This is a genomic window from Kribbella sp. NPDC004875 (assembly GCF_042873375.1).
Classification (GTDB): Bacteria; Actinomycetota; Actinomycetes; order Propionibacteriales; family Kribbellaceae; genus Kribbella.
On record NZ_JBIALI010000001.1, the window covers coordinates 472,956 to 492,031 of the forward strand.

The 19,076-nt window shown below is 69.2% G+C and carries 12 protein-coding genes; 6 read left to right on the forward strand and 6 right to left on the reverse strand.

The genetic code is table 11. The annotated features are described in order from the left end of the window. Positions 1-19 precede the first annotated feature (19 nt). From ACFYRH_RS02280 to ACFYRH_RS02290, 3 genes are read left to right on the forward strand one after another with little or no spacing between them, the layout of a single operon-like run. Complete coding sequence (locus tag ACFYRH_RS02280) at positions 20-1,429, forward strand: PLP-dependent aminotransferase family protein (protein ID WP_387766753.1); 1,410 nt, start codon at positions 20-22, stop codon at positions 1,427-1,429. Between the two features lie 37 nt (positions 1,430-1,466). Next, positions 1,467-1,742, forward strand: a complete 276-nt coding sequence (locus ACFYRH_RS02285) for a type II toxin-antitoxin system Phd/YefM family antitoxin (protein WP_387766756.1) — start codon at positions 1,467-1,469, stop codon at positions 1,740-1,742. Further along, the gene (locus ACFYRH_RS02290) at positions 1,739-2,146 is read left to right on the forward strand and encodes a type II toxin-antitoxin system VapC family toxin (RefSeq protein ID WP_387766759.1); all 408 of its coding nucleotides are present in this window, start codon (positions 1,739-1,741) and stop codon (positions 2,144-2,146) included. The genes ACFYRH_RS02285 and ACFYRH_RS02290 overlap by 4 nt, the downstream gene beginning before the upstream one ends. A gap of 82 nt (positions 2,147-2,228) precedes the next feature. Here ACFYRH_RS02290 and ACFYRH_RS02295 read toward each other — a convergent pair whose 3' ends face one another. Together ACFYRH_RS02295 and ACFYRH_RS02300 are read right to left on the reverse strand one after the other, a co-directional pair. Beyond that, positions 2,229-5,015: a glycoside hydrolase family 2 TIM barrel-domain containing protein gene (locus tag ACFYRH_RS02295; protein WP_387766762.1), complete on the reverse strand. Its 2,787-nt coding sequence runs from the start codon at positions 5,013-5,015 to the stop codon at positions 2,229-2,231. 84 nt (positions 5,016-5,099) lie between these two features. Then, positions 5,100-5,531, reverse strand: coding sequence for a Fur family transcriptional regulator (locus tag ACFYRH_RS02300; RefSeq protein ID WP_387766765.1), 432 nt, complete (start codon positions 5,529-5,531; stop codon positions 5,100-5,102). Positions 5,532-5,635: 104 nt separating this feature from the next. Between ACFYRH_RS02300 and ACFYRH_RS02305 the strand changes: the two genes are divergently transcribed. Next, positions 5,636-6,040, forward strand: coding sequence for a hypothetical protein (locus ACFYRH_RS02305; protein ID WP_387766768.1), 405 nt, complete (start codon positions 5,636-5,638; stop codon positions 6,038-6,040). 14 nt (positions 6,041-6,054) lie between these two features. Here the strand turns inward: ACFYRH_RS02305 and topA are convergent, their stop codons facing one another. Then, positions 6,055-8,835, reverse strand: coding sequence for a type I DNA topoisomerase (gene topA / locus ACFYRH_RS02310; RefSeq protein ID WP_387766770.1), 2,781 nt, complete (start codon positions 8,833-8,835; stop codon positions 6,055-6,057). 242 nt (positions 8,836-9,077) lie between these two features. After that, positions 9,078-10,412: an alpha/beta hydrolase gene (locus ACFYRH_RS02315; protein ID WP_387766772.1), complete on the reverse strand. Its 1,335-nt coding sequence runs from the start codon at positions 10,410-10,412 to the stop codon at positions 9,078-9,080. A gap of 155 nt (positions 10,413-10,567) precedes the next feature. Here ACFYRH_RS02315 and ACFYRH_RS02320 point away from each other — a divergent pair, with 155 nt between their 5' ends. After that, positions 10,568-14,221: an NPCBM/NEW2 domain-containing protein gene (locus tag ACFYRH_RS02320; protein WP_387766775.1), complete on the forward strand. Its 3,654-nt coding sequence runs from the start codon at positions 10,568-10,570 to the stop codon at positions 14,219-14,221. A gap of 127 nt (positions 14,222-14,348) precedes the next feature. Then, positions 14,349-15,791, forward strand: coding sequence for a methyltransferase (locus ACFYRH_RS02325; RefSeq protein ID WP_387766778.1), 1,443 nt, complete (start codon positions 14,349-14,351; stop codon positions 15,789-15,791). Here ACFYRH_RS02325 and ACFYRH_RS02330 read toward each other — a convergent pair. Further along, positions 15,785-17,356, reverse strand: coding sequence for a diguanylate cyclase (locus ACFYRH_RS02330; protein ID WP_387766783.1), 1,572 nt, complete (start codon positions 17,354-17,356; stop codon positions 15,785-15,787). The genes ACFYRH_RS02325 and ACFYRH_RS02330 overlap by 7 nt on opposite strands. A gap of 28 nt (positions 17,357-17,384) precedes the next feature. Continuing rightward, positions 17,385-18,947 (reverse strand): diguanylate cyclase domain-containing protein, encoded by a 1,563-nt coding sequence (locus tag ACFYRH_RS02335; RefSeq protein ID WP_387766786.1) that lies wholly within the window; start codon positions 18,945-18,947, stop codon positions 17,385-17,387. Positions 18,948-19,076 lie beyond the last annotated feature (129 nt).

The window sequence follows — 19,076 nt, forward strand, 5'->3', positions numbered from 1 at the left end:
CGGCAGAATTGGTTCGCGGATGAGACCAATCGAGGTGGTTGACCGGTTGGGCCGCTGGTCGTCCGGCCGCGGCCCGCTCTACGTGCTGCTCGCGGCCCGGCTCCGGCACCTCATCGACGACGGAGAACTCCCACCCGGCGTGCTCCTACCACCGGACCGCGCGCTCGCCGGCGCCTTGGCAGTCGGGCGTACGACGGTGGTCGCGGCGTACGACCTGCTGCGGGCCGAGGGGCGCATCACCCGGCGTCAGGGCAGTGGGACGCGAGTGGCCGGCGTACCCCGCAACGTCGAGGACCCGGCTCCGGTCGACCCGATCTTCCTGGACTCACTGGAGGCGCGGGACGACGACGTACTACTGGCAATCTGTGCGGCGCCGGGCGATCCACCGCCGCAGTTGGCGGAGGCGTTCGTTCGGATCGCGCCAGAGCTGAGTCGAGTCAGCGACGACATCGGCTATTACCCGTACGGCCATCCGTCGCTGCGACAGGCGCTGGCGGACCGGTACGCCGCGCGTGGAGTGCCGACGCGCCCGGAGCAGATTCTGGTGACGAACGGCGGGCAACAGGCGCTGTCGTTGCTGGCGCATGCCTTGGTCTCACCGGGAGACCAGGTGCTGGTCGAGGCACCGACGTACCCGGGCGCGCTGGAGGCGTTCCGGGAACAGGGCGCGGTGCTCCGAGGGCTGCCGGTGGGGCTGGACGGGTTCGAGGCAGCGGTCCGCGAGCGGCGTCCTGCGGTCGCGTACGTGATCCCGACGTACCAGAACCCGACTGGCTCGGTGATGTCCGGGCTGGCGCGGCAGCGGTTGGCGAGCGCGGGCGTGCCGGTGATCGAGGACGAAGTACCGGGTGACCTGGCCTTTCCAGGCGAACCGCAGCCGGCACCGATGGCGGCGTACGGCGATTCGGTGATCTCGATCGGCTCGCTCAGCAAGAGCATCTGGGGTGGTCTCCGGATCGGCTGGATCCGCGCGACGCCGCCTTTGATCAATCGTGTGGCCAGACGGCGGGCAGTGCACGACCTCGGCGGCAACATCCCGACTCAACTGGCCGCCGTCCACCTGCTGCCGCTATTGGACGGCCCCGAGCTGCACAACACACTCAAGGCCCGCCACGACCACCTGCACACCCAGCTGACGCAGGCTCTCCCAACCTGGGAGGTCCCGACTGTCAGAGGCGGCCAGTGCCTCTGGGCCCGCCTGCCGTACGGCGACGGCACGTCCTTCGCCCAGACCACGCTCAGACACGGCCTGGCGATCCTCCCAGGCGGCGGGCTCGATGTCACCGGTGCCAGCGACGCCTACGTCCGCTTCCACTTCCGAGCCCGGCCGGATGATCTCACCGAGGCCGTCCAACGCCTGGCACAGGCGTGGACGGCCTACCACCCACCAGCCGACCGAGTACGCCCGCGGCCGGCCATCGCAATCTGACTGGCAGATGTAGAACGCCGCGTTCTACACTGGAGCCATGGACAGCATTCCCGTGCGCGAGCTCAACCAGCACACCAGCGCCGTGCTTGCGCGGGTCGCCAACGGTGAATCGCTCGAAATCACCGTGAGCGGCCGCCCGGCGGCACGCCTGGTGCCGATCGACGAGGCCGAGAACACCCTTGCCGACCTGGCTCGTCGGGGCCGGCTGATTCCGGCGAGCGACCCGACGCCTCTGGCCTTGCCGACCGGGCCGGCCGATCTGACGGTCGACTCCACCGACGTCGTGTCCGACCTACGCGACGAGCGGCTGTGATCTACCTGGACTCCGCCGCGATCGTGAAGCTGATCCGGCCGGAGAAGGAGACCGAAGCGCTGCATGCCTGGCTGACCGCCGAGCAGGACAAGACGCTGGTCGCGTCGTCCTTGGTGGCGACCGAGGTACCCCGCGCGCTGCGGAGAGCTGATCCTGGCCGTTTGGTGGCCGCACCAACAATCCTCGCCAAGCTGAACCGCGTTCCGATCGACGACACGGTCCTCGCGACGGCCGCCGCCTACGCGGATCCGATGCTCCGGACTCTCGACGCCATCCACCTCGCCAGCGCGCAGACCCTCGTCCTCGAAGGCGTACCACTCACAGCGCTCGTCACCTACGACCTGCGTCTGCTCGCGGCAGCGGCCGACGCAGGTCTGCCGACCGCCGCCCCAGGCGCTGACTAGCTCCGTCCGTCCCTCTCGCCAAGTCAAGGCTTGGGGAGGATTCCCTACCCAAATCGGGCAGAAATCCTCCCCAGCGACCTGGTCAGGCGGGGGTGAAGCGGAGAGTGAGGGTGGTGGGGCGGGTTTTCAGCTTGTCGCGGTCCGGGAGGGCTGGGCCGCAGGCTGCGGTGCCGACGCCGGTCTGGCCGAGGTCCAGGGTGACGTACGTCGTGTCGCCCGCGACCAGGTCAGCGGTGTGCTTCGCGGTCTCCAGGTCGTGCGTGGTCCAGTCGCGGACCGTGAAGCCGAAGAGCTGGTCGACCGCCTCGATGCGCAGGCCGTCCAGCGTGGCCCAGCGAGTGTCGATGCGCTGACCGTTCTCCTGCGGACGCACGTACGGCGTCTGCAGCTCGGCGACCGTGCCGGAGTACTTCCCGACCGCGGCGGCCTCGCGAGTGTCGACGTACGCCTCGTTGGGGCCGGTGCCGAACCACTCGACGTGCTGCACCTTCGGCAGCTCGAACGTGATACCCAATCGCGGCAGCACCTCCGGGAACAACCCCTCCGGTACGACGCTCAGCTCCAGCACCACCGCGTTGTCCACAGCGGTCCAGCGCCACGTGCTGCGCAGACCCCACTGCAGCTGCGGCGGCGCGGTCCGGGTGACGACCTCCCACGCGCCGTCCTTCTCGCCCTGGGACACGATCCGGTGCTGCACGCGGTGCAGCCCCTCCTCGCGCCAGGCCGCCGCGACGCCCGGAATCGCGTCGTTGTCGATCGGCGCCCGCCAGACGTCGAGGCGAGCGTTCCGCAGGCCCGCGACGTTGATGCCCGCGACACCCGCCGCACCTTCGGCCGGCGAACCGCTGACCGCGGGCGCGGCCTCGACCGGCTCGTCCAGGCGGATCTGACCCCAGGCAATCCGGTGCCCGGCCTCGGCCCACGGCGTCGCCTCGGTGAGCTCGGCGGTGATCGTCAGCCAGGTTTCCGCCCGGCCGTCCGCCCGCAGCTTCTCGATCGACGGCGGCAGCTCGAGAGAACCGGTCTCGCCGGGCGCGAGCACCAGCGCCGGAAGGGTGCCGCTGCCGATGACCTCACCTTCGGCCTCGACGCGCGCGGTGAACGTGAGGTGACTGGTGTCCAGCACCTCGTAGCGGTTCGTGACCGTCACCCCACCATTGCCGTCGGCAACGATACGGAGCGGCTCGATCACCTTCACGTACTCGTGCATCCCGGGCGACGGTGTCCGGTCCGGGAACAGCAGACCGTCGCAGACGAAGTTCCCGTCGTGAATCGACTCGCCGAAGTCACCGCCGTACGCGTAGACCTCCTTGCCGTCGATCGTGGTCCGCAGGCCGTGGTCGATGAACTCCCAGATGAAGCCGCCCTGGCAGCGCGGGTACTTCTCGAACACCTCGCGGTAGTCGAGCAGCCCGCCCGGCCCGTTGCCCATCGCGTGCCCGTACTCGCAGAGGATGAACGGCAGGTTCCGGTACAGGCTGGAGTCCGCGCCGATCTCCGCGCAGCCCTCCGGGGAGGTGTACATCCGCGAGTAGATGTCGACGAACTCGGCCTCGGTGTCGCGCTCGTAGTGCACCGGCCGCGACGGGTCGAGCTCCTTGACCAGGTCGTACATCGCCTTCAGGTTGTCGCCCATGCCGCACTCGTTGCCGAGCGACCAGATCACGATCGACGGGTGGTTCTTGTCGCGGTGCACGGTCCGGCGCATCCGGTCGACCAGGTCGTCGCGGAAGCGCTCGTCCATCACCGGGTTCGGCAGCTTCGGCGGCTGCGGCTCGTACCCGAACCCGTGCGACTCCAGGTCGCACTCGTCGATCACGTACAGCCCGTACTCGTCGCACAGCGACAGGAAGTGCGGGTGCGGCGGATAGTGGCTGGTCCGGACCGCGTTCATCCCGGCCCGCTTCATGATCAGTACGTCGTCCAGCATGTCCTGCTCGGTCACCGAGCGGCCCCGGTCCGGGTGGAACTCGTGCCGGTTCACGCCGTTGAACAGCACCCGGTTGCCGTTGACCGTGAAGATCCCGTCGACGATCGCGACCGTCCGGAACCCGATCCGCAGCCGCACCTCGCCACCGGCGGTCCGCAGTACGGCGTCGTACAGCCGCGGCACCTCGGCGCTCCAGGGCTGCACGCCCTCGACGCGGGTGTGTTCGCCGGTCGGCAGCTCCAGCCCGAGCTCGGCGATGCTGACGGTACCCGGCACATCGGACTCGACCAGCAGCGTGCCGGCGCCGTCGACGTGGTCCCAGGCTGCCTTCACGAACACGTCGGTCGGGGCGTCCGGGCGGAGCGCGAGCAGGTTCACCTCGCGGAAGATCCCGGACAGCCACCACATGTCCTGGTCCTCGACGTAGCTGCCCGTCGACCACTGGTGCACGCGGACCGCGATCCGCGCTTCCTTGCCCGGGGCAACCAGGTCGGTGACGTCGAACTCGCTGACCAGCCGGGAGCCGGACGACCAGCCGACCTCCGAGCCGTTCACGTACACCGCGAACCGCGAGTCCACACCCTCGAACCGGAGCACGATCCGGGCGCCCGCGAAGTCCTGCGGGACAGTCACGGTCCGCACGTAGTCACCGGTCGGGTTGTCGGTCGGCACGTACGGCGGCTCGAGCGGGAACGGGTAGACCACGTTCGTGTACGCCGGGGCGCCGTACCCGCTCAGCTGCCAGTGGCCCGGGACCACGATCGTGTCCCAGCCGGAGGTGTCCGGGTCCACCAGGTCGTCGGGCGCGTCCGCGACGCTCGGCGACAGCCGGAAGCTCCAGTCACCGGTCAGCGGCACCCGGCCCGAGTCGTCATCCATCCACGCGCGCGGCGGCAGCACGTTCAGCCCGGAGGCAAAGTCCTCGACGTAGTCAGTCACGGAAGTTGAGCCTAAGGCCAACCTGTTCACGAATCCACACCGATGAACAGATATGGACAGTCGTGACCGTGACGGGCCACCCGGTTACTGCTGGCAGTCCTTGCAGATACCGACCAGCGCGACCTGCTCGGGCGCGAGGTGGAACCCGAGCTCGCGGGCGACCTTCTTCCGCGCGGACTCGAGAATGTCCCCCGGGGCGTCGTACACCGTGCCGCACTCGGAGCAGCGCAGGTGCAGATGCCGCGGCGCCAGATCCCCGGCCAGGTGGTACGTCGTCCCGGCGCGCCCGAGATGCACGTGGGTCACGAGCCCGAACTCACCGAGCGCGTCGAGCGCCCGGTAGACCGTCGCGCGGTGGATCCCCGGCCGCAACTGCTCGGCACGCTCACCGATCTGCTCGGCGCTCAGGTGCTCCTCGGTCCCCGCCAGCACCTCGACCACCGCCAGCCGAGCAGGGGTGACCCGCTCACCGCGCTCCCGCAGGCGCTGCGCACTGACCTCGACCGGACTCGTCATGTGCGCTCCCTTGCGATTACGTCTCGTCCCACCCGCCGTCACGGCTGGGGCGGCGAACCCAATGTACTTTCCGGTTACCACAACTCACACCCGGGGAAACGCCGATGAGTGACCAGCCGAACGCAGTCGCCCGCAGCGGCGCCGCGCACCTCCGCGGTGTCGCCAGGAATGTGCAGTACCGCTCCGAAGGTCGCGGAGACAACGGCGCGATCCAGGTCCTGACCTTCCGGCTCGGACAACAGGACGCCGTCGGTACGGCGCTGCAGCCCGTGCTCGTCGAACTGCGCGGGACCAGCCTGGAGGGTCAGGTCGTCGACGGCGAACAAGTGACCGTCAACGGGAAGTGGCGCCGCGGCAGCGTCGTCGCCCAGGAAATCGTCAGCCAGAGCACCGGCGCGGTCGTCCGCGCCCGGCGGCCGCCACTGTGGGTGGCGGTGCCGGTCGCGGTCGTCTTCGCCGCGTTCTTCGCGTTCGTGCTCTATTTCATCGTCCGCGGCTTCGCCGGCTGACTCGGCCGAGGCGGTCAGCTCTTCTTCGCGGGCGCCTTCTTGGCGGTCGCCTTCTTGGCGGCCGTCTTCTTGGCGGCGGTCTTCTTGGTGGCGGTGGTCTTCTTGGCAGCCGCCGTCTTCTTCGCCGCCGCGGTCTTCTTGGTGGCCGTCTTCTTGGCGGCGGTCTTCTTGGCGGCGGTCTTCTTCGCCGTCCGCTTCACCGGGCCGCGGGCGCGCTTCTCGGCGAGCAGCTCGGCCGCGCGCAGCAGCGAGATCGTGTCGACCGAGTCGTCCTTGCGGAGCGTCGCGTTGGTCTCCCCGTCGGTGACGTACGGACCGAAGCGGCCCTCCTTCACCACCACCGGCTTCTTGGACTCCGGGTCCTCGCCCAGCTCCTTCAGCGGCGGCGCCGCGGCCCGCCGGCCGCGCTGCTTCGGCTCGGAGTAGATCTTCAGCGCCTCGTCGAGGGTGATGTCGAACATCTGCTCCTCGGTCGCCAGCGACCGCGAGTCCGTGCCCTTCTTCAGGTACGGCCCGTAGCGCCCGTTCTGCGCGGTGATCTCCTCACCGGACTCCGGGTCCTTGCCGACCACCCGCGGCAGCGACAGCAGCTTCATCGCGTCGTCGAGCCCGATGCTGTCCAGCGCCATCGACTTCAGCAGCGACCCCGTCCGCGGCTTCGCACCCTTCGGCGCGTCCTCCGGCAGCACCTCGGTGACGTACGGCCCGAAGCGGCCGGCCTTCGCCACCACCTTCAGCCCGGTGTCCGGAGCGGTCCCCAGGTCGTGCTCGACACCCGACGGCTGCTCGAGCAGCTCTTTCGCCTTGTCGACGGTCAGCTCGTCCGGCGGCAGGTCCTCGGGGACGTTCGCGCGGCGCTCGTCCTTGTCCTCGACGTACGGCCCGTAGCGTCCGACGCGGACGACGATCCCGCTGTCGTCCCCGCCGACCGGGAACGTGGACATCTCCCGGGCGTCGATGTCGCCCAGGTCGGTGACCATCGACTGCAGACCCTCGAGGTCGTCGTCACCGAAGTAGAACCGGGACAGCACGCCTTCGCGCTGCAGGTCGCCGGCCGCGACCTCGTCGAGCACGTCCTCCATGGTGGCCGTGAACGCGTAGTCCACCAGCCGGGTGAAGTGCTCCTCGAGCAGCCGGACCACCGCGAACGCCAGCCAGGCCGGAACCAGCGCCTGGCCCTTCTTGTAGATGTACTTGCGGGCCTGGATCGTGCCGATGATCGACGCGTACGTCGACGGCCGCCCGATCTCCCGCTCTTCCAGCTCCCGGATCAGCGTCGCTTCGGTGTAGCGCGCCGGCGGTTTCGTCTCGTGTCCCGACGCCAGCACCTCGATGGCCGGCAGTACGTCGCCCTCGGCCACGTCGGGCAGCCGGGTCTCCTGGTCGTCCGTCCCCGCGGACGGGTCGTCCGCGCCCTCGACGTACGCCTTGAGGAAGCCGTGGAAGGTGATCACCCGGCCGGACGAGGTGAACTCGCACTGCTCGCCGGTGGCGGCGGTCGCGTCGATCTTGATCGACACGCTGTTCCCGGAGGCGTCCTTCATCTGGGACGCGATCGTGCGCATCCAGATCAGCTCGTAGAGCCGGAACTCGGCGCCGCTCAGACCGGTCTGCGCCGGAGTCTGGAAGCTCTCACCGGCCGGCCGGATCGCCTCGTGCGCCTCCTGCGCGTTCTTCACCTTCGAGGTGTAGACGCGCGGCTTGTCCGGCAGGTACGACGCGCCGTACAGCTCCCGCACCTGGGCCCGGGCGGCGGTGATCGCGGTGTCCGACAGCGTCACGCTGTCGGTACGCATATAGGTGATGTTGCCGTTCTCGTACAGCCGCTGGGCGACCTGCATCGTCTGCGAGGCGGACATGCCGAGCTTGCGGCCGGCCTCCTGCTGCAGCGTCGTCGTCCGGAACGGTGCGTACGGCTTGCGCGTGTACGGCTTGGACTCGATCGACCGGACGGTGAACTGCGAGTCCCGCAGCGCGCCGGCCAGCGCGGTCGCGGTGGCCTCGTTCAGGTGCACCGTGTTGGCGCCCTTGAGCTCACCCGTCGAGCTGAAGTCGCGGCCCTGCGCCACCCGCTTGCTGTCCACCGAGACCAGGCGGGAACCGAACTGCCGCGGCGACCGGCTCTCGCCGGCGTCGAGCGTGGCGTCGAGATCCCAGTACGACGCGCTGCGGAACGCGATCCGCTCGCGCTCGCGGTCGACCACCATCCGGATCGCGACCGACTGGACCCGGCCCGCCGAGAGCCTCGGCATGACCTTCTTCCAGAGCACCGGGGACACCTCGTACCCGTACAGCCGGTCGAGGATCCGGCGCGCCTCCTGGGCGTCGACGAGCGCCTCGTCGATGTCCCGGGCGTTGCCGACCGCGTCCTGGATCGCCTTCGGGGTGATCTCGTGGAAGACCATCCGGCGGACCGGGACCTTCGGCTTCAGCTCCTCGAGCAGGTGCCAGGCGATCGCCTCGCCCTCGCGGTCCTCATCGGTCGCGAGGAAGAGTTCGTCGGCGCCCTTGAGCAGGTCCTTGAGCTTGCGGATCTGCGCCTTCTTGTCGGCGGGGACGACGTACAGCGGATCGAAGTGGTCCTCGACGTTCACGCCGAGCCGGGCCCACGGGAGGCCTTTGTACTTGGCGGGGATCTCGTCCGCCCCGCTCGGCAGGTCGCGGATGTGGCCGAAGCTGGACTCCACCACGTACCCGGACCCGAGGAAGCCGGCGATCATCCGCGCCTTCTTCGGCGACTCGACGATCACCAGGCGGGTCCCGGCCGCTGTCTTCGTCCCTGCTGCCCCTGCCACTGTGCTCCCTACTCTCGTCCTGCGACAACGCCTCTGCCCCGACGCCTGTTCCCCCGAACACAGACCGACCCCGCCCGAGGACAGGGTACGGCCGACGGCAACGCATTTCTCCACGCACCGTAACCGTTGCGGACCCGGTCGCGCTCCCCAGGGCTTCAGAAGGTGTCGAACAACCCACCGTCACCACGCGTGGCGGTCCCGCCACACCGAGCCCCCAGGCACGCTTACGAGAGTACGCCGTCTCAGCGCCGGAATCGGACCTCGGGGAATGTCGGGGAGTCTCCGCGGAGCAGCACCGAGGGCCGCCCCCGGAGCGTGAGACCGAAGAACGCGGCGACGTACTCCCGCTGCGCGAGCACGCTGCGGGCCGGCTTGGCGCTGCCCACCAGCGCCGTCATCACCGACGAGATGATCGGGTCGTTGCCGTAGATGTCGTGGAACAACTGGGAGAAGACGAACTGGTAGTCGGTGAACGCCTTCTGCTTGGTGCGGGCCAGCGCCAGGTCGAGCTTGCCGCCGCGCTGGGCAGCCCAGAAACTGGCCCACGACTTGTCGTACCCGTCCTTGGCCGGATCGGTCCGCTGCGTCTCCGCCGACCCGAACAGCAGGAACGGCCGGTCCAGACCTCTCTCCGCGACCACACCGAGCGGCCCCTTGGTCCGGTCGTCCTGGAGCGTTCCGTCCAGGTCGAGACCGGCCGCGATCCGCCGGTCCTCGAGCATCGTGTTCGCGGTCGTGTAGCCGCCGAGGGCGAAGCCGAACATGCCGATCGCGCGCAGGTCCAGGGTGCCGGCCAGCCCGTCCGGCAGCTGCTTGCCATCGGCATCGACAGTGTGCCCGTCTGCGATCCGCTCGAGCTGGTCAAGAACGAACCGCGCGTCCGCCGTCCTAATCTCGAGCGCCTTTCGGATGTCGTCCGGACCGGTCGGTTCGGACTGCGGTGCGCCTGGCAGGAACCGTCCGCCCGGGAACTCCACCGGCGTCTCGTGCGAGTGGTCCAGCGTCACCACGACGTACCCACGGCTGGCCAGGTCCTCCACCTGCGCAGTGTTCACGAACCGGGAGTACTGATACCCCGGCGAGAACAAGACGACGGGATGGCGCAACCGCTGCGCCGGCGCGTCGACCCGCGCGTGCGTCTCAGTGTTCGCGAAGTCGAACGACCCGGTCGGCAGGGCCAGCCCGTAGTCCCCCGTCCACGCGTCGTCCACAGCCACAGCGGTGCGCTCGGGCATGTACTTCGCGAGCGGCGCCGACTCGTCCGCGGACGCCGGATACCAGATGCTGATCATCAGCTCGCGCTGTCCGCTCGGCATGCTCGGGTCCTCACGGGACCGGTCGATCAGATGGAGCGCGGTCGTACCGAGCGCCTTCCGCCCGGTCGGTGCCGGGAGCCGGAACCGCACCGGATGGAAGTTCGGGTCACCCTGCGCACGGAGCGGACCGCGTGGGTCGAGTGGCGAGGCCTGCGCCAGGCCCGGCGCGGCCACCGTGACGCCCGCAGCCAGACCGGCCGTCAGGACGCGCCGCCTGGTGAAGACGGGACTACTGGGGCTACTGGGACGCCAGATGGTCATGCGACTCATCGTCATGGTGGCGTTTCACTCCGTGATGGCGACACTGTCTCAACTTCATGAAGCTGACCTGATGACAATCCGGAGCCGGTGAGCTTCAATGAGCCATCTTGTTCATTGATGCGTGAAGTGAGGCAGTCGTGAGCATCTTTGTCCGCATGAAACGTTCAGTAGTCGCCCTGGTGTTACTCGCCGGGGCACTGGTGGCTACCGCCGGTCCCGCCCGGGCCGCCGGCAACACGCTGGGTGACGTCACCGACTTCTCCGCCGAGCAGGCGACGTACACCTTGAGCGCCGGGACCGCGAAGGTTCGGGTGGTGTTCCTGAAGGACGACGTGTTCCGGCTGTGGATGGCGCCGGACGGGAACTTCACCGATCCCGCGAACACACCGCCCACCGATCCGAACGCCCCGGCCTCGAACATCGTCACCAAGACCGACTACGGGAAGCCGCGGACGACGTGGCAGGACCGCGGCACCTACTACTCGCTCAGCACCGGGAAGATCGAGGTCCGGGCGCAGAAGAAGCCGCTGCAGTTCTCGCTGTACCGCTCGAACGGTCAACTGGTGTGGTCCGAGGCCGCGCCGCTCTCGTGGACCGACACGTCGACGACGCAGACCCTCGGCCGCGGCGCGAACGAGCAGTTCTTCGGCGGAGGCATGCAGAACGGCCGCTTCTCGCACCGCGACCAGACGATCAGGATCTCCAAGGACTTCAACTGGGAGGACGGCGGCAACCCGAACGCGTCGCCGTACTACATGAGCACCGCGGGGTACGGCGTACTGCGGAACACGTTCAGCCCGGGTAGTTACGACTTCACCAGTCCGGTTGCCACCACGCACGACGAGAAGCGCTTCGACGCGTACTACTTCGTCGGCGACCTGAAGACCTCACTGGACCGCTACACCGAGCTCACCGGCCGGCCGTTCATGCCGCCGATCTACGGACTCGAGTACGGCGACTCGGACTGCTACAACCGCGGTCACTACGGGACGGACCCGGACCCCAGCAACGACTGGAAGGTCAACCCGGACAAGGTGACCACGCTGGACGCGGTGAAGATCGCGCAGAAGTTCCACGACGAGGACATCCCCGGCGGCTGGATGCTGGTCAACGACGACTACGGCTGCGGGTACTCCGCCAACACCGACTCCGAGCAGGTCGACGGCACCTGGTGGGGCAAGCGGGACATCCCGGCGCTGAAGCAGACCGGTGACGAGCTGCGGGCGCGGAACATCCAGATGGGCCTGTGGACGCAGTCCAACCTGGACCGCCAGCCGGCGGAGGTCGGCGACGCCGGTGTCCGCGTGCGGAAGCTGGACGTGGCGTGGGTCGGTCCGGGGTACCGGTACGCGCTGAGCGCCTGCGACGCGGCACACAACGGGATCGAGCAGTACAGCAACGCCCGCGGCTTCGCGTGGATGGTCGAGGGCTGGGCCGGCGCGCAGCGGTGTGCGGTGCAGTGGACCGGTGACCACAGCGGTTCGCTGGACGCGATCAAGTGGCAGATCCCGGCGATCACCGGTTCCGGCAACTCCGGGATCGCGTACAGCGCCGGTGACGTCGACGGCATCTTCGGTGGCTCCCCGACGTCGTACGTGCGGGACCTGCAGTGGAAGGTGTTCAACCCGGCCTTCATGAGCATGTCGGGCTGGGCCACGCCGGCCTACAAGCAGCCGTGGGCGTACGGCGATCCGTACACCGCGATCAACCGGAAGTACCTGAAGCTGCGCGAGCGGCTGCTGCCGTACTTCTACACGTACGCCGCCGAGGCGCACCGCACCGGCGCTCCGCTGAACCGGTCGCTGGTGCTCGAGTATCCGAACGACCCCAAGACGTGGGACGACACCACGAAGTACGAGTTCCTGGCCGGCAAGGAGTTCCTGGTCGCACCGATGTACGGCGCCGACGAGGTGAAGAACGGTATCTACCTGCCCGCCGGGCGCTGGGTCGACTACTGGACCGGTCGCGTCTACCAGGGACCGACGACCGTGAACGGGTACCACGCGGCGCTCGACACCCTGCCGCTGTTCGTCAAGGCCGGCGCCGTCGTGCCGATGTGGAAGTCCGGGATCAACAACGCGGTCGAGCAGAAGCCTGGCGACCCGGTGACGGTCGACATCTACCCGTCGGGCAAGTCGTCGTTCTCGCTGTACGAGGACGACCGGGTGACGCGGTCGCCGAAGTCCGCGACGCAGACCTTCGCTGTCGACGCCCCGGCCACGGGACGCGGTGACGTCACGGTGAACATCGGTGCGAGTGTCGGCACGTACGACGGCAAGCCGACGGCTCGCCCGTACAACCTGACGGTGCACACCGGCGCGGCTCCGGCGAACGTCTTCGTCGACGGCCACAAGGTCGCGTGGAAGTTCGCCGACGGCGTGGTCACGGTGCAGACGCCTGCGGTGTCGACGTCCAGGCCCGCAACGGTTCTGCTCACCGGAACGTCCGCGGTCGGCGGTCCGGAGGTCACCAGCACCTTCGGGACTCCCGAGCTCAGCACACCGTCGCTGTGGAACGCTCCGGGGCAGGCGACCGAGGTGACCGCGACGTTCCGCAACGGCTCTCCGACGACTGTGCGCGACGTGAAGCTCGACCTGCAGCTTCCGGCCGGGTGGACCGCGTCCGGCGCCAACACGTTCGCGACCGTGGCGCCGGGACAGACCGTGACGACGAAGCTTCAGGTGACACCGGGAGCGGACGTCAAGCCGGCGACCTTCACGCTGCAGCTCAAGGCGTCGTACGTTGCTCAGGGCAAGAGTTATGCGAATACGGCCTCCGCGACGGCGCAGTTGCCGTACGCCTCGGTGTCGCAGGCCGCGAATATCGTCGGGGTCAGCGATGCGGCGACGTACAAGCAGGGCAACTTCGACGGGTCAGGCGACAGCTACAACGGCGAGGCGCTGGCAGCCGCGGGATACACACCGGGCGCGAAGGTGACGGTGCAAGGCGCCGACTTCACCTGGCCGACCGGAGCTCCTGGTACGCCGAACCTCGTGAAGAACCAGACCGCACCGATCCTCGTGTCGGGGACCGGATCCCATCTCGCACTGCTGGGTGCCGGTGCGAGCCTGAACGCCCGCGGAACCGTCAAGATCATCTATACCGACGGTTCCACGTCGGACGGCACGTTCCAGTTGCCGAACTGGTGTTGTCAGGACCCGACGACCGGTGGTGCGAAGCTGGCGGTCTCGGTGAAGGGCCGCTACACACCGTCGGGTCTCGGGAACACGACGACGGACTATCGGGTGTTCTATACCGCCGTACCGCTGGATCCGGGGAAGACGGTGAAGGCCATCCAGTTGCCCGGCGGCGGGCTCGGGTTCTTCGCCGCGACGATCGCGAACAAGCCGTTGCCTCCGGCGCCCACCGGCGCGAACTGGGTCAGTGACCTGGAGTTCCTGGACTCGACCAACGGCTGGGGTCCGGTGGAACGCGACCACAGCAACGGCGAGGACGCGGCCGGCGACGGCGGCCCGATCACCCTCGACGGCGTCCAGTACGCCAAGGGACTCGGCACCCACGCCGTCTCCTCGGTCTCCGTCCGCCTGGGCGGCAACTGCACCACGTTCACCAGCCAACTGGGCATCGACGACGAGATGGAGGATCGCGGCAAGGTCACCTTCAAGGTCCTCACCGACGGGGTCGCCAAGTACACGTCGGACCAGTTGACCGGCACTTCTCCGACAGCCGGTACGACAGTCGACGTCACCGGTGCTCAAACGTTGACCCTCCAGGTCACCGACGGCGGCGACGGCAACACCAGCGACCACGCCGACTGGGCCAACGCGAAGGTCACCTGCAACCCCTGACGCCCACTCTTCGGCGCCAACCCTCCAACTGAGGAGGCGCCCCTGCAGCTGGAGGGTTGCCCCCTCGGAATCTCGAGGGGCAACCCTCCAACTCGGTAGGCAAGTCTGGCGGTGGCAGGATGTGGGCATGCTGGAGTTGGCGGGGAGTGCGGTCGAGGGATTGCGTACGGCGTTCGCCGCCGCGGGGTACACCGTGTACGGGGTCGCCGCACGCATCGGTGAGCAGGCGAACGGCGCGCTGGCGCGGAACGAGACGGCGCCGGCGTACCGGCGTACCGCCTCCGGGGATCCGCTCGACACGATGATCCGGCTGTTCCTGCTGCAGCGCGAAGTGCCGGAAAGCGCTGTGAACAAGGCATTTCCGGGGATAGATCTGGTTGCTTTGGGCATCGTTGAGCTCAGTGGCGGCGAGGTACGGGCGACGCTCGACATCCGGCCGTTCGCGGAGGACGGGCGGGAGTGGTGGGTGGTCGCCGACCTCACGCCCGGGCTCGACGGGCGGCGCGAGCCGATGCGGTCGGACTACGTTCTCGGAATCGCGCCGGCCAGCCTGAGCCTGATCCAGCTCACCGTGCCGATCAAGGCCGAGCGTGCGCTCGACATCGGCACCGGGTGCGGCGTCCAGTCCCTGCACCTCGCGGATCGGGTCAACCAGCTGACGGCGACCGACGTCAACCCGCGAGCACTCCAGCTGGCGCGGGCGACGGCGGCACTCAATCACGTCGAGCTCGACATCCGCGACGGCAGCCTCTACGAGCCGGTGCGGGGTGAGCGTTTCGACCTGATCGTCAGCAACCCGCCGTACGTGATCTCGCCGCCTGGCGGCGACCTGACCTATCGCGAGACCGGGTTCACCGGCGACGCCGTGGTGGAGCAGCTCGTCCGCCAGGCGCCGGAGCACCTGACCGACAGTGGGTGGTGCCAACTGCTTGCCAACTGGACCTGTGTCCGTGGTGAGGACTGGAAGGACCGCATCGCCGCCTGGACGGCAGACCGGTCCGCTTGGGCCGTCCAGCGCGAACAACTCGACCCCTCGGAGTACGTCGAACTCTGGCTCCGCGACGCCGGCCTGCACGGCACACCGCAATACACCAGCAGGTACGACGAGTGGATGCGCTACCTGGACGAGCAGGACGTCGAAGCGATCGGCATGGGGTGGATCACCCTGCACAACGTCGCCGGCAGCCTCGACGCCGAGCCGTGGCCGTACGAGATCGAGCGGCCGATCGGACCGCACGTCCTGCACCGCTTCGAACGAGTGGAAGGCCTCCCGGCCGACCTGACCGGCCTGCACCTGCGCGTCGCCGACGACGTCATCCAGGAGACCACCGGTCAGCCAGGTGCCGAGGACCCGGCCACCATCGTGCTCCGCCGGCAGCGCGGAATGCGCCGCGCCGAACAGGTCGACACCGTGCTGGCCGGTTTTGTCGGCGCCTGCGACGGCGATCTGAACACCGGTCAGATCCTGGCCGCGCTGGCGGACCTGATGGACCGGCCTGTCGTCGACGTCCTGTCCGACTACCTCCCGCAGGTGCGACGCCTCCTCATCGAAGGCTTCCTCGACTACTGAGCGGCAGTGCCGCGGCGCCGGCGCTTCTCGGCGTACATGCGTCGATCCGCCACGGTCAGCAGGTCACCGACCGGCGTACCGTCCGTACTGCTCGCCTGGCCGACGCTGAGCCGGAGCATCGCGAACCACGGCGCCTCCGCCCGCGCAGCCTCCCGATCCGCCGCGGTCCTGATCCGCTCCACCAGCTCCGGCGCGCCACGCTCGTCCGGGTTGGCCAGTACGACGACGAACTCGTCCCCACCCGCACGCGCGACGACGTCCTCCGCGCGGCACTGCTCGGTCAGCAGCGTCCCGACCCGGCGCAGCACCTCGTCGCCGCACGCATGTCCGTAGCTGTCGTTGATGACCTTCAGGTTGTCCACGTCAATGGCAATCACCGCGATCGACCGGCCGGAGTCGCGGGCCACCGACATCCGCTCGTCCAGCGCCCGCCGGTTCCCCACGCCGGTCAGCGGATCCTCCCGTGCCGCCCGCCACTCGGCGTCGTGCCGGATCGACAGCTCATGGTTCGCGAGGGCGCTGCGTACGGCGTACAGCCCGCGCAACCGCTCGGCCCACCACCCACGACTGATCGCCCGTGCATACTGCAGCCCGGTCGCCGCACCCGCGTCACCGGTCACCGCGGCGATCTGTACGGCGGTGTGCCGGATCAGCGCCTCCACCGGCGGATCCGACGCCGGCGGCAGGTCGCTCACCGCCCGGTCCGCCGCGGCGATCGCGTCGTCGCTGCGCCCGAGCGCCAGGTACGCCTTGGCCAGGTACGCGCCGGCGATCGCGGCCAGCTCGTGATCGCCGAGCTTCGCCAGCTGATCGCGGCAGTCCTTCAGGATCACGGCGGCCTCGTCGGCGTCTGCCTCGTCGTTGCTCGCCGCGAGCCACATCCGACCAGCCATCGGCCAGTACCCGAGCAGATCGGTCGCGAGGATCACCTCGACCGCCTCACCGGCCCACCGGTGCGCCGAACGACGGAGCCCCTTGATCTCTTCGTTGTACGACGTGTCGCCCAGCCGCTCGAGTTCGTGCGCCCACCGCAGGTTCGACTCGGCCAGGTTCAGCCGATTGATCGCCGGCGCCTCGGGCAGGCCGAGCGGGTCGTAATCACCCTCGGCCGCGAGCTCGAAGTGCGGGATGCACAGCTCGTACAACCGGAGCAGGTCGTAGGCGTAGCCCAGCCCGGTGTGCGCCCAGCCGGCCAGCCCCAGGTCCCGGGTGCGCGACAACGCGTTCTCGGCCGCGACCAGGTCGGCGACCGAGTCACCGCCCTCGCCGGTGCGGATCAGGGTGACGATCCGGAGCGCGATCGCGTTCGCCTCCCAGCCCGGCTCGTCGATCGCCCGGGCGACCCGGATGCAGCCGTCGACGGCGTCCAGCGCCTCGACCGCGTCGGTGGCGTGGTGGGCGGCGACGGCGCGCACGTACTCCGCGGCGGCCCGTTCATGACTGGGATCCGGGTCCAGCTCGGCGAGCAGCGCGCTGATCGCCTGACCGGCCGCGGCCGGATTGCCGGACTGTGCCCGCGTCATCGCCCTGGCGATCCGCTCGGTCACCCCCGACGTCTCGCGCACCGCACCTCCCCTGGTCACGAATTCCGGGCTATCTGTCCCGCTTGCGGCGCTTCGCCTGGTAGAGCCGCTGGTCCGCACGGGCGACCAACTGCTCCACCGCGAGCCCTTCGGCGGTCGCGGCGTACCCGAGGCTCAGTCCGAGCCGGCGCAGCCACGGTTTCTCCGTCGCCGCCGCGATCGCCGCCACGGCGACCCGGATCCGCTCGGCCAACGCGGCACCGCCTTTGGCGTCGGGCTGGTCGAGGACCACGAAGAACTCGTCGCCACCCGATCGAATCACGGCATCGGTGACTCGCGCCTGTTCTACCAGCAGATTTGCCACAACCTGCAGCAATTCGTCCCCGCAGGCGTGCCCGAACGTGTCGTTGACGATCTTCAGGTCGTCCACGTCGATGGCCAGCAGGGTGACCGCACGACCCGAGTCCCGGGCGGCGGTCAGCCGCTCGTCGAGCGCCCGCCGGTTACCCACGCCGGTCAACGGATCCTGCCGCGCCGCGTGCCACTCGGCATCGTGCCGCGCGGGCAGGTCGTGCACGGCAAGCGCATGCCGTACGGCGTTCAGCGCGCGCTGCCGTTCCTTCCACCAGCCCCGCGACACCGACCGCGCGTATTCCAGCCCGGCCAGCGCGCCCGGCGTACCGGTGAGTGCGTCGATCTCGGACCGGGTCTGCAGCACCAGCACATGGGTCGATGGGTCGGCCAACGGAATCAGGTCGGCCGCGGCCCGGTCGGCGGCCGCCTTCGCCTCGTCGGACCTGCCGTCGGCCTGCAGCGCCCTGGCCAGGTACGCGCCCGCGATCGCGAGCCGCTCGGTCTCACCCAGCTTGCTGATCTCGTCCCGGATGTCGGTCAGATCGACGACTGCCTGTCCCGGATCGGCGGCCGTCACAGCCGCGGCGAGCCACAGGCGGGCGCTGAGTTTCCAGAACTCCTGGCTCTCGTCGTCGACCACCACCCGCTCGCCCTCGCGGGCCCAGTACGCCGCGGACGCGAGGCGGTCCTCGATCTCCCTTGTAGACAAAGGATCTCCGAGGCGCTCGAGTTCGTGCGCCCAGCGCAGGTACGTCTCGGCGAGATTCAATCGGTCGATCGCCTCGGCCTCGGCCAACTCGAACACGTCGTCGTCGAGTTGGGTGGCGCGCTCGTAGTGCGGGATGCACAGTTCGAAGAGCCGCAGGACGTCGTACGCGTAGCCGAGGCCGGTGTGTGCCCAGGCGGTCAGGCCGGGATCCTTGGTCCGGTTCAGGGCCGCCTCGGCCGCGACCAGATCGTTGACCGTGTCGCCGCCGCGACCGCTGCGGGCGAGGTTGATGATCCGGATCGGCAGCGCATTGGCCTCCCAGCCCGGCTCGCCGATAGCGCGGGCGACCTCGATGCAGGCGTCCACGGCCCGCAGCGCCTCGTCGGCGTCGCTGGCGTGGTGGGCCGTCACCCCGCGCACGTACTCCGCAGCGGCCAGCGTGTAACTCGGGACGCCGCCGAGCTCCGCCCGTACCGCCTCGATCTCCGCCGCCGCGCTCGCATGGCCACCCGACTGCGCAGCGGTCATCGCGGCAGCGATCCGGGCGGTCAGCGCATCACCCGCCGCCATCTCGCCACTCCCCATCACCGCCGACGGCCCTTCTCTACCCGTCACCCGCATCTCGGGCCGGACCGCCCATTGTGACCACCCACCCCGCATCCTGTCACGACCCGATCCGGCCAACGACCACCTAGTGCC

Coding starts and splice junctions, on each gene's coding strand:
- ACFYRH_RS02335 (WP_387766786.1), bottom strand. CDS start 18,947: ATGGCGGCGGGTGATGCGCTGACCGCCCGGATCGCTGCCGCGATGACC.
- ACFYRH_RS02305 (WP_387766768.1), top strand. CDS start 5,636: ATGAGTGACCAGCCGAACGCAGTCGCCCGCAGCGGCGCCGCGCACCTC.
- ACFYRH_RS02285 (WP_387766756.1), top strand. CDS start 1,467: ATGGACAGCATTCCCGTGCGCGAGCTCAACCAGCACACCAGCGCCGTG.
- ACFYRH_RS02320 (WP_387766775.1), top strand. CDS start 10,568: ATGAAACGTTCAGTAGTCGCCCTGGTGTTACTCGCCGGGGCACTGGTG.
- ACFYRH_RS02300 (WP_387766765.1), bottom strand. CDS start 5,531: ATGACGAGTCCGGTCGAGGTCAGTGCGCAGCGCCTGCGGGAGCGCGGT.
- ACFYRH_RS02280 (WP_387766753.1), top strand. CDS start 20: ATGAGACCAATCGAGGTGGTTGACCGGTTGGGCCGCTGGTCGTCCGGC.
- ACFYRH_RS02315 (WP_387766772.1), bottom strand. CDS start 10,412: ATGACCATCTGGCGTCCCAGTAGCCCCAGTAGTCCCGTCTTCACCAGG.
- ACFYRH_RS02325 (WP_387766778.1), top strand. CDS start 14,349: ATGCTGGAGTTGGCGGGGAGTGCGGTCGAGGGATTGCGTACGGCGTTC.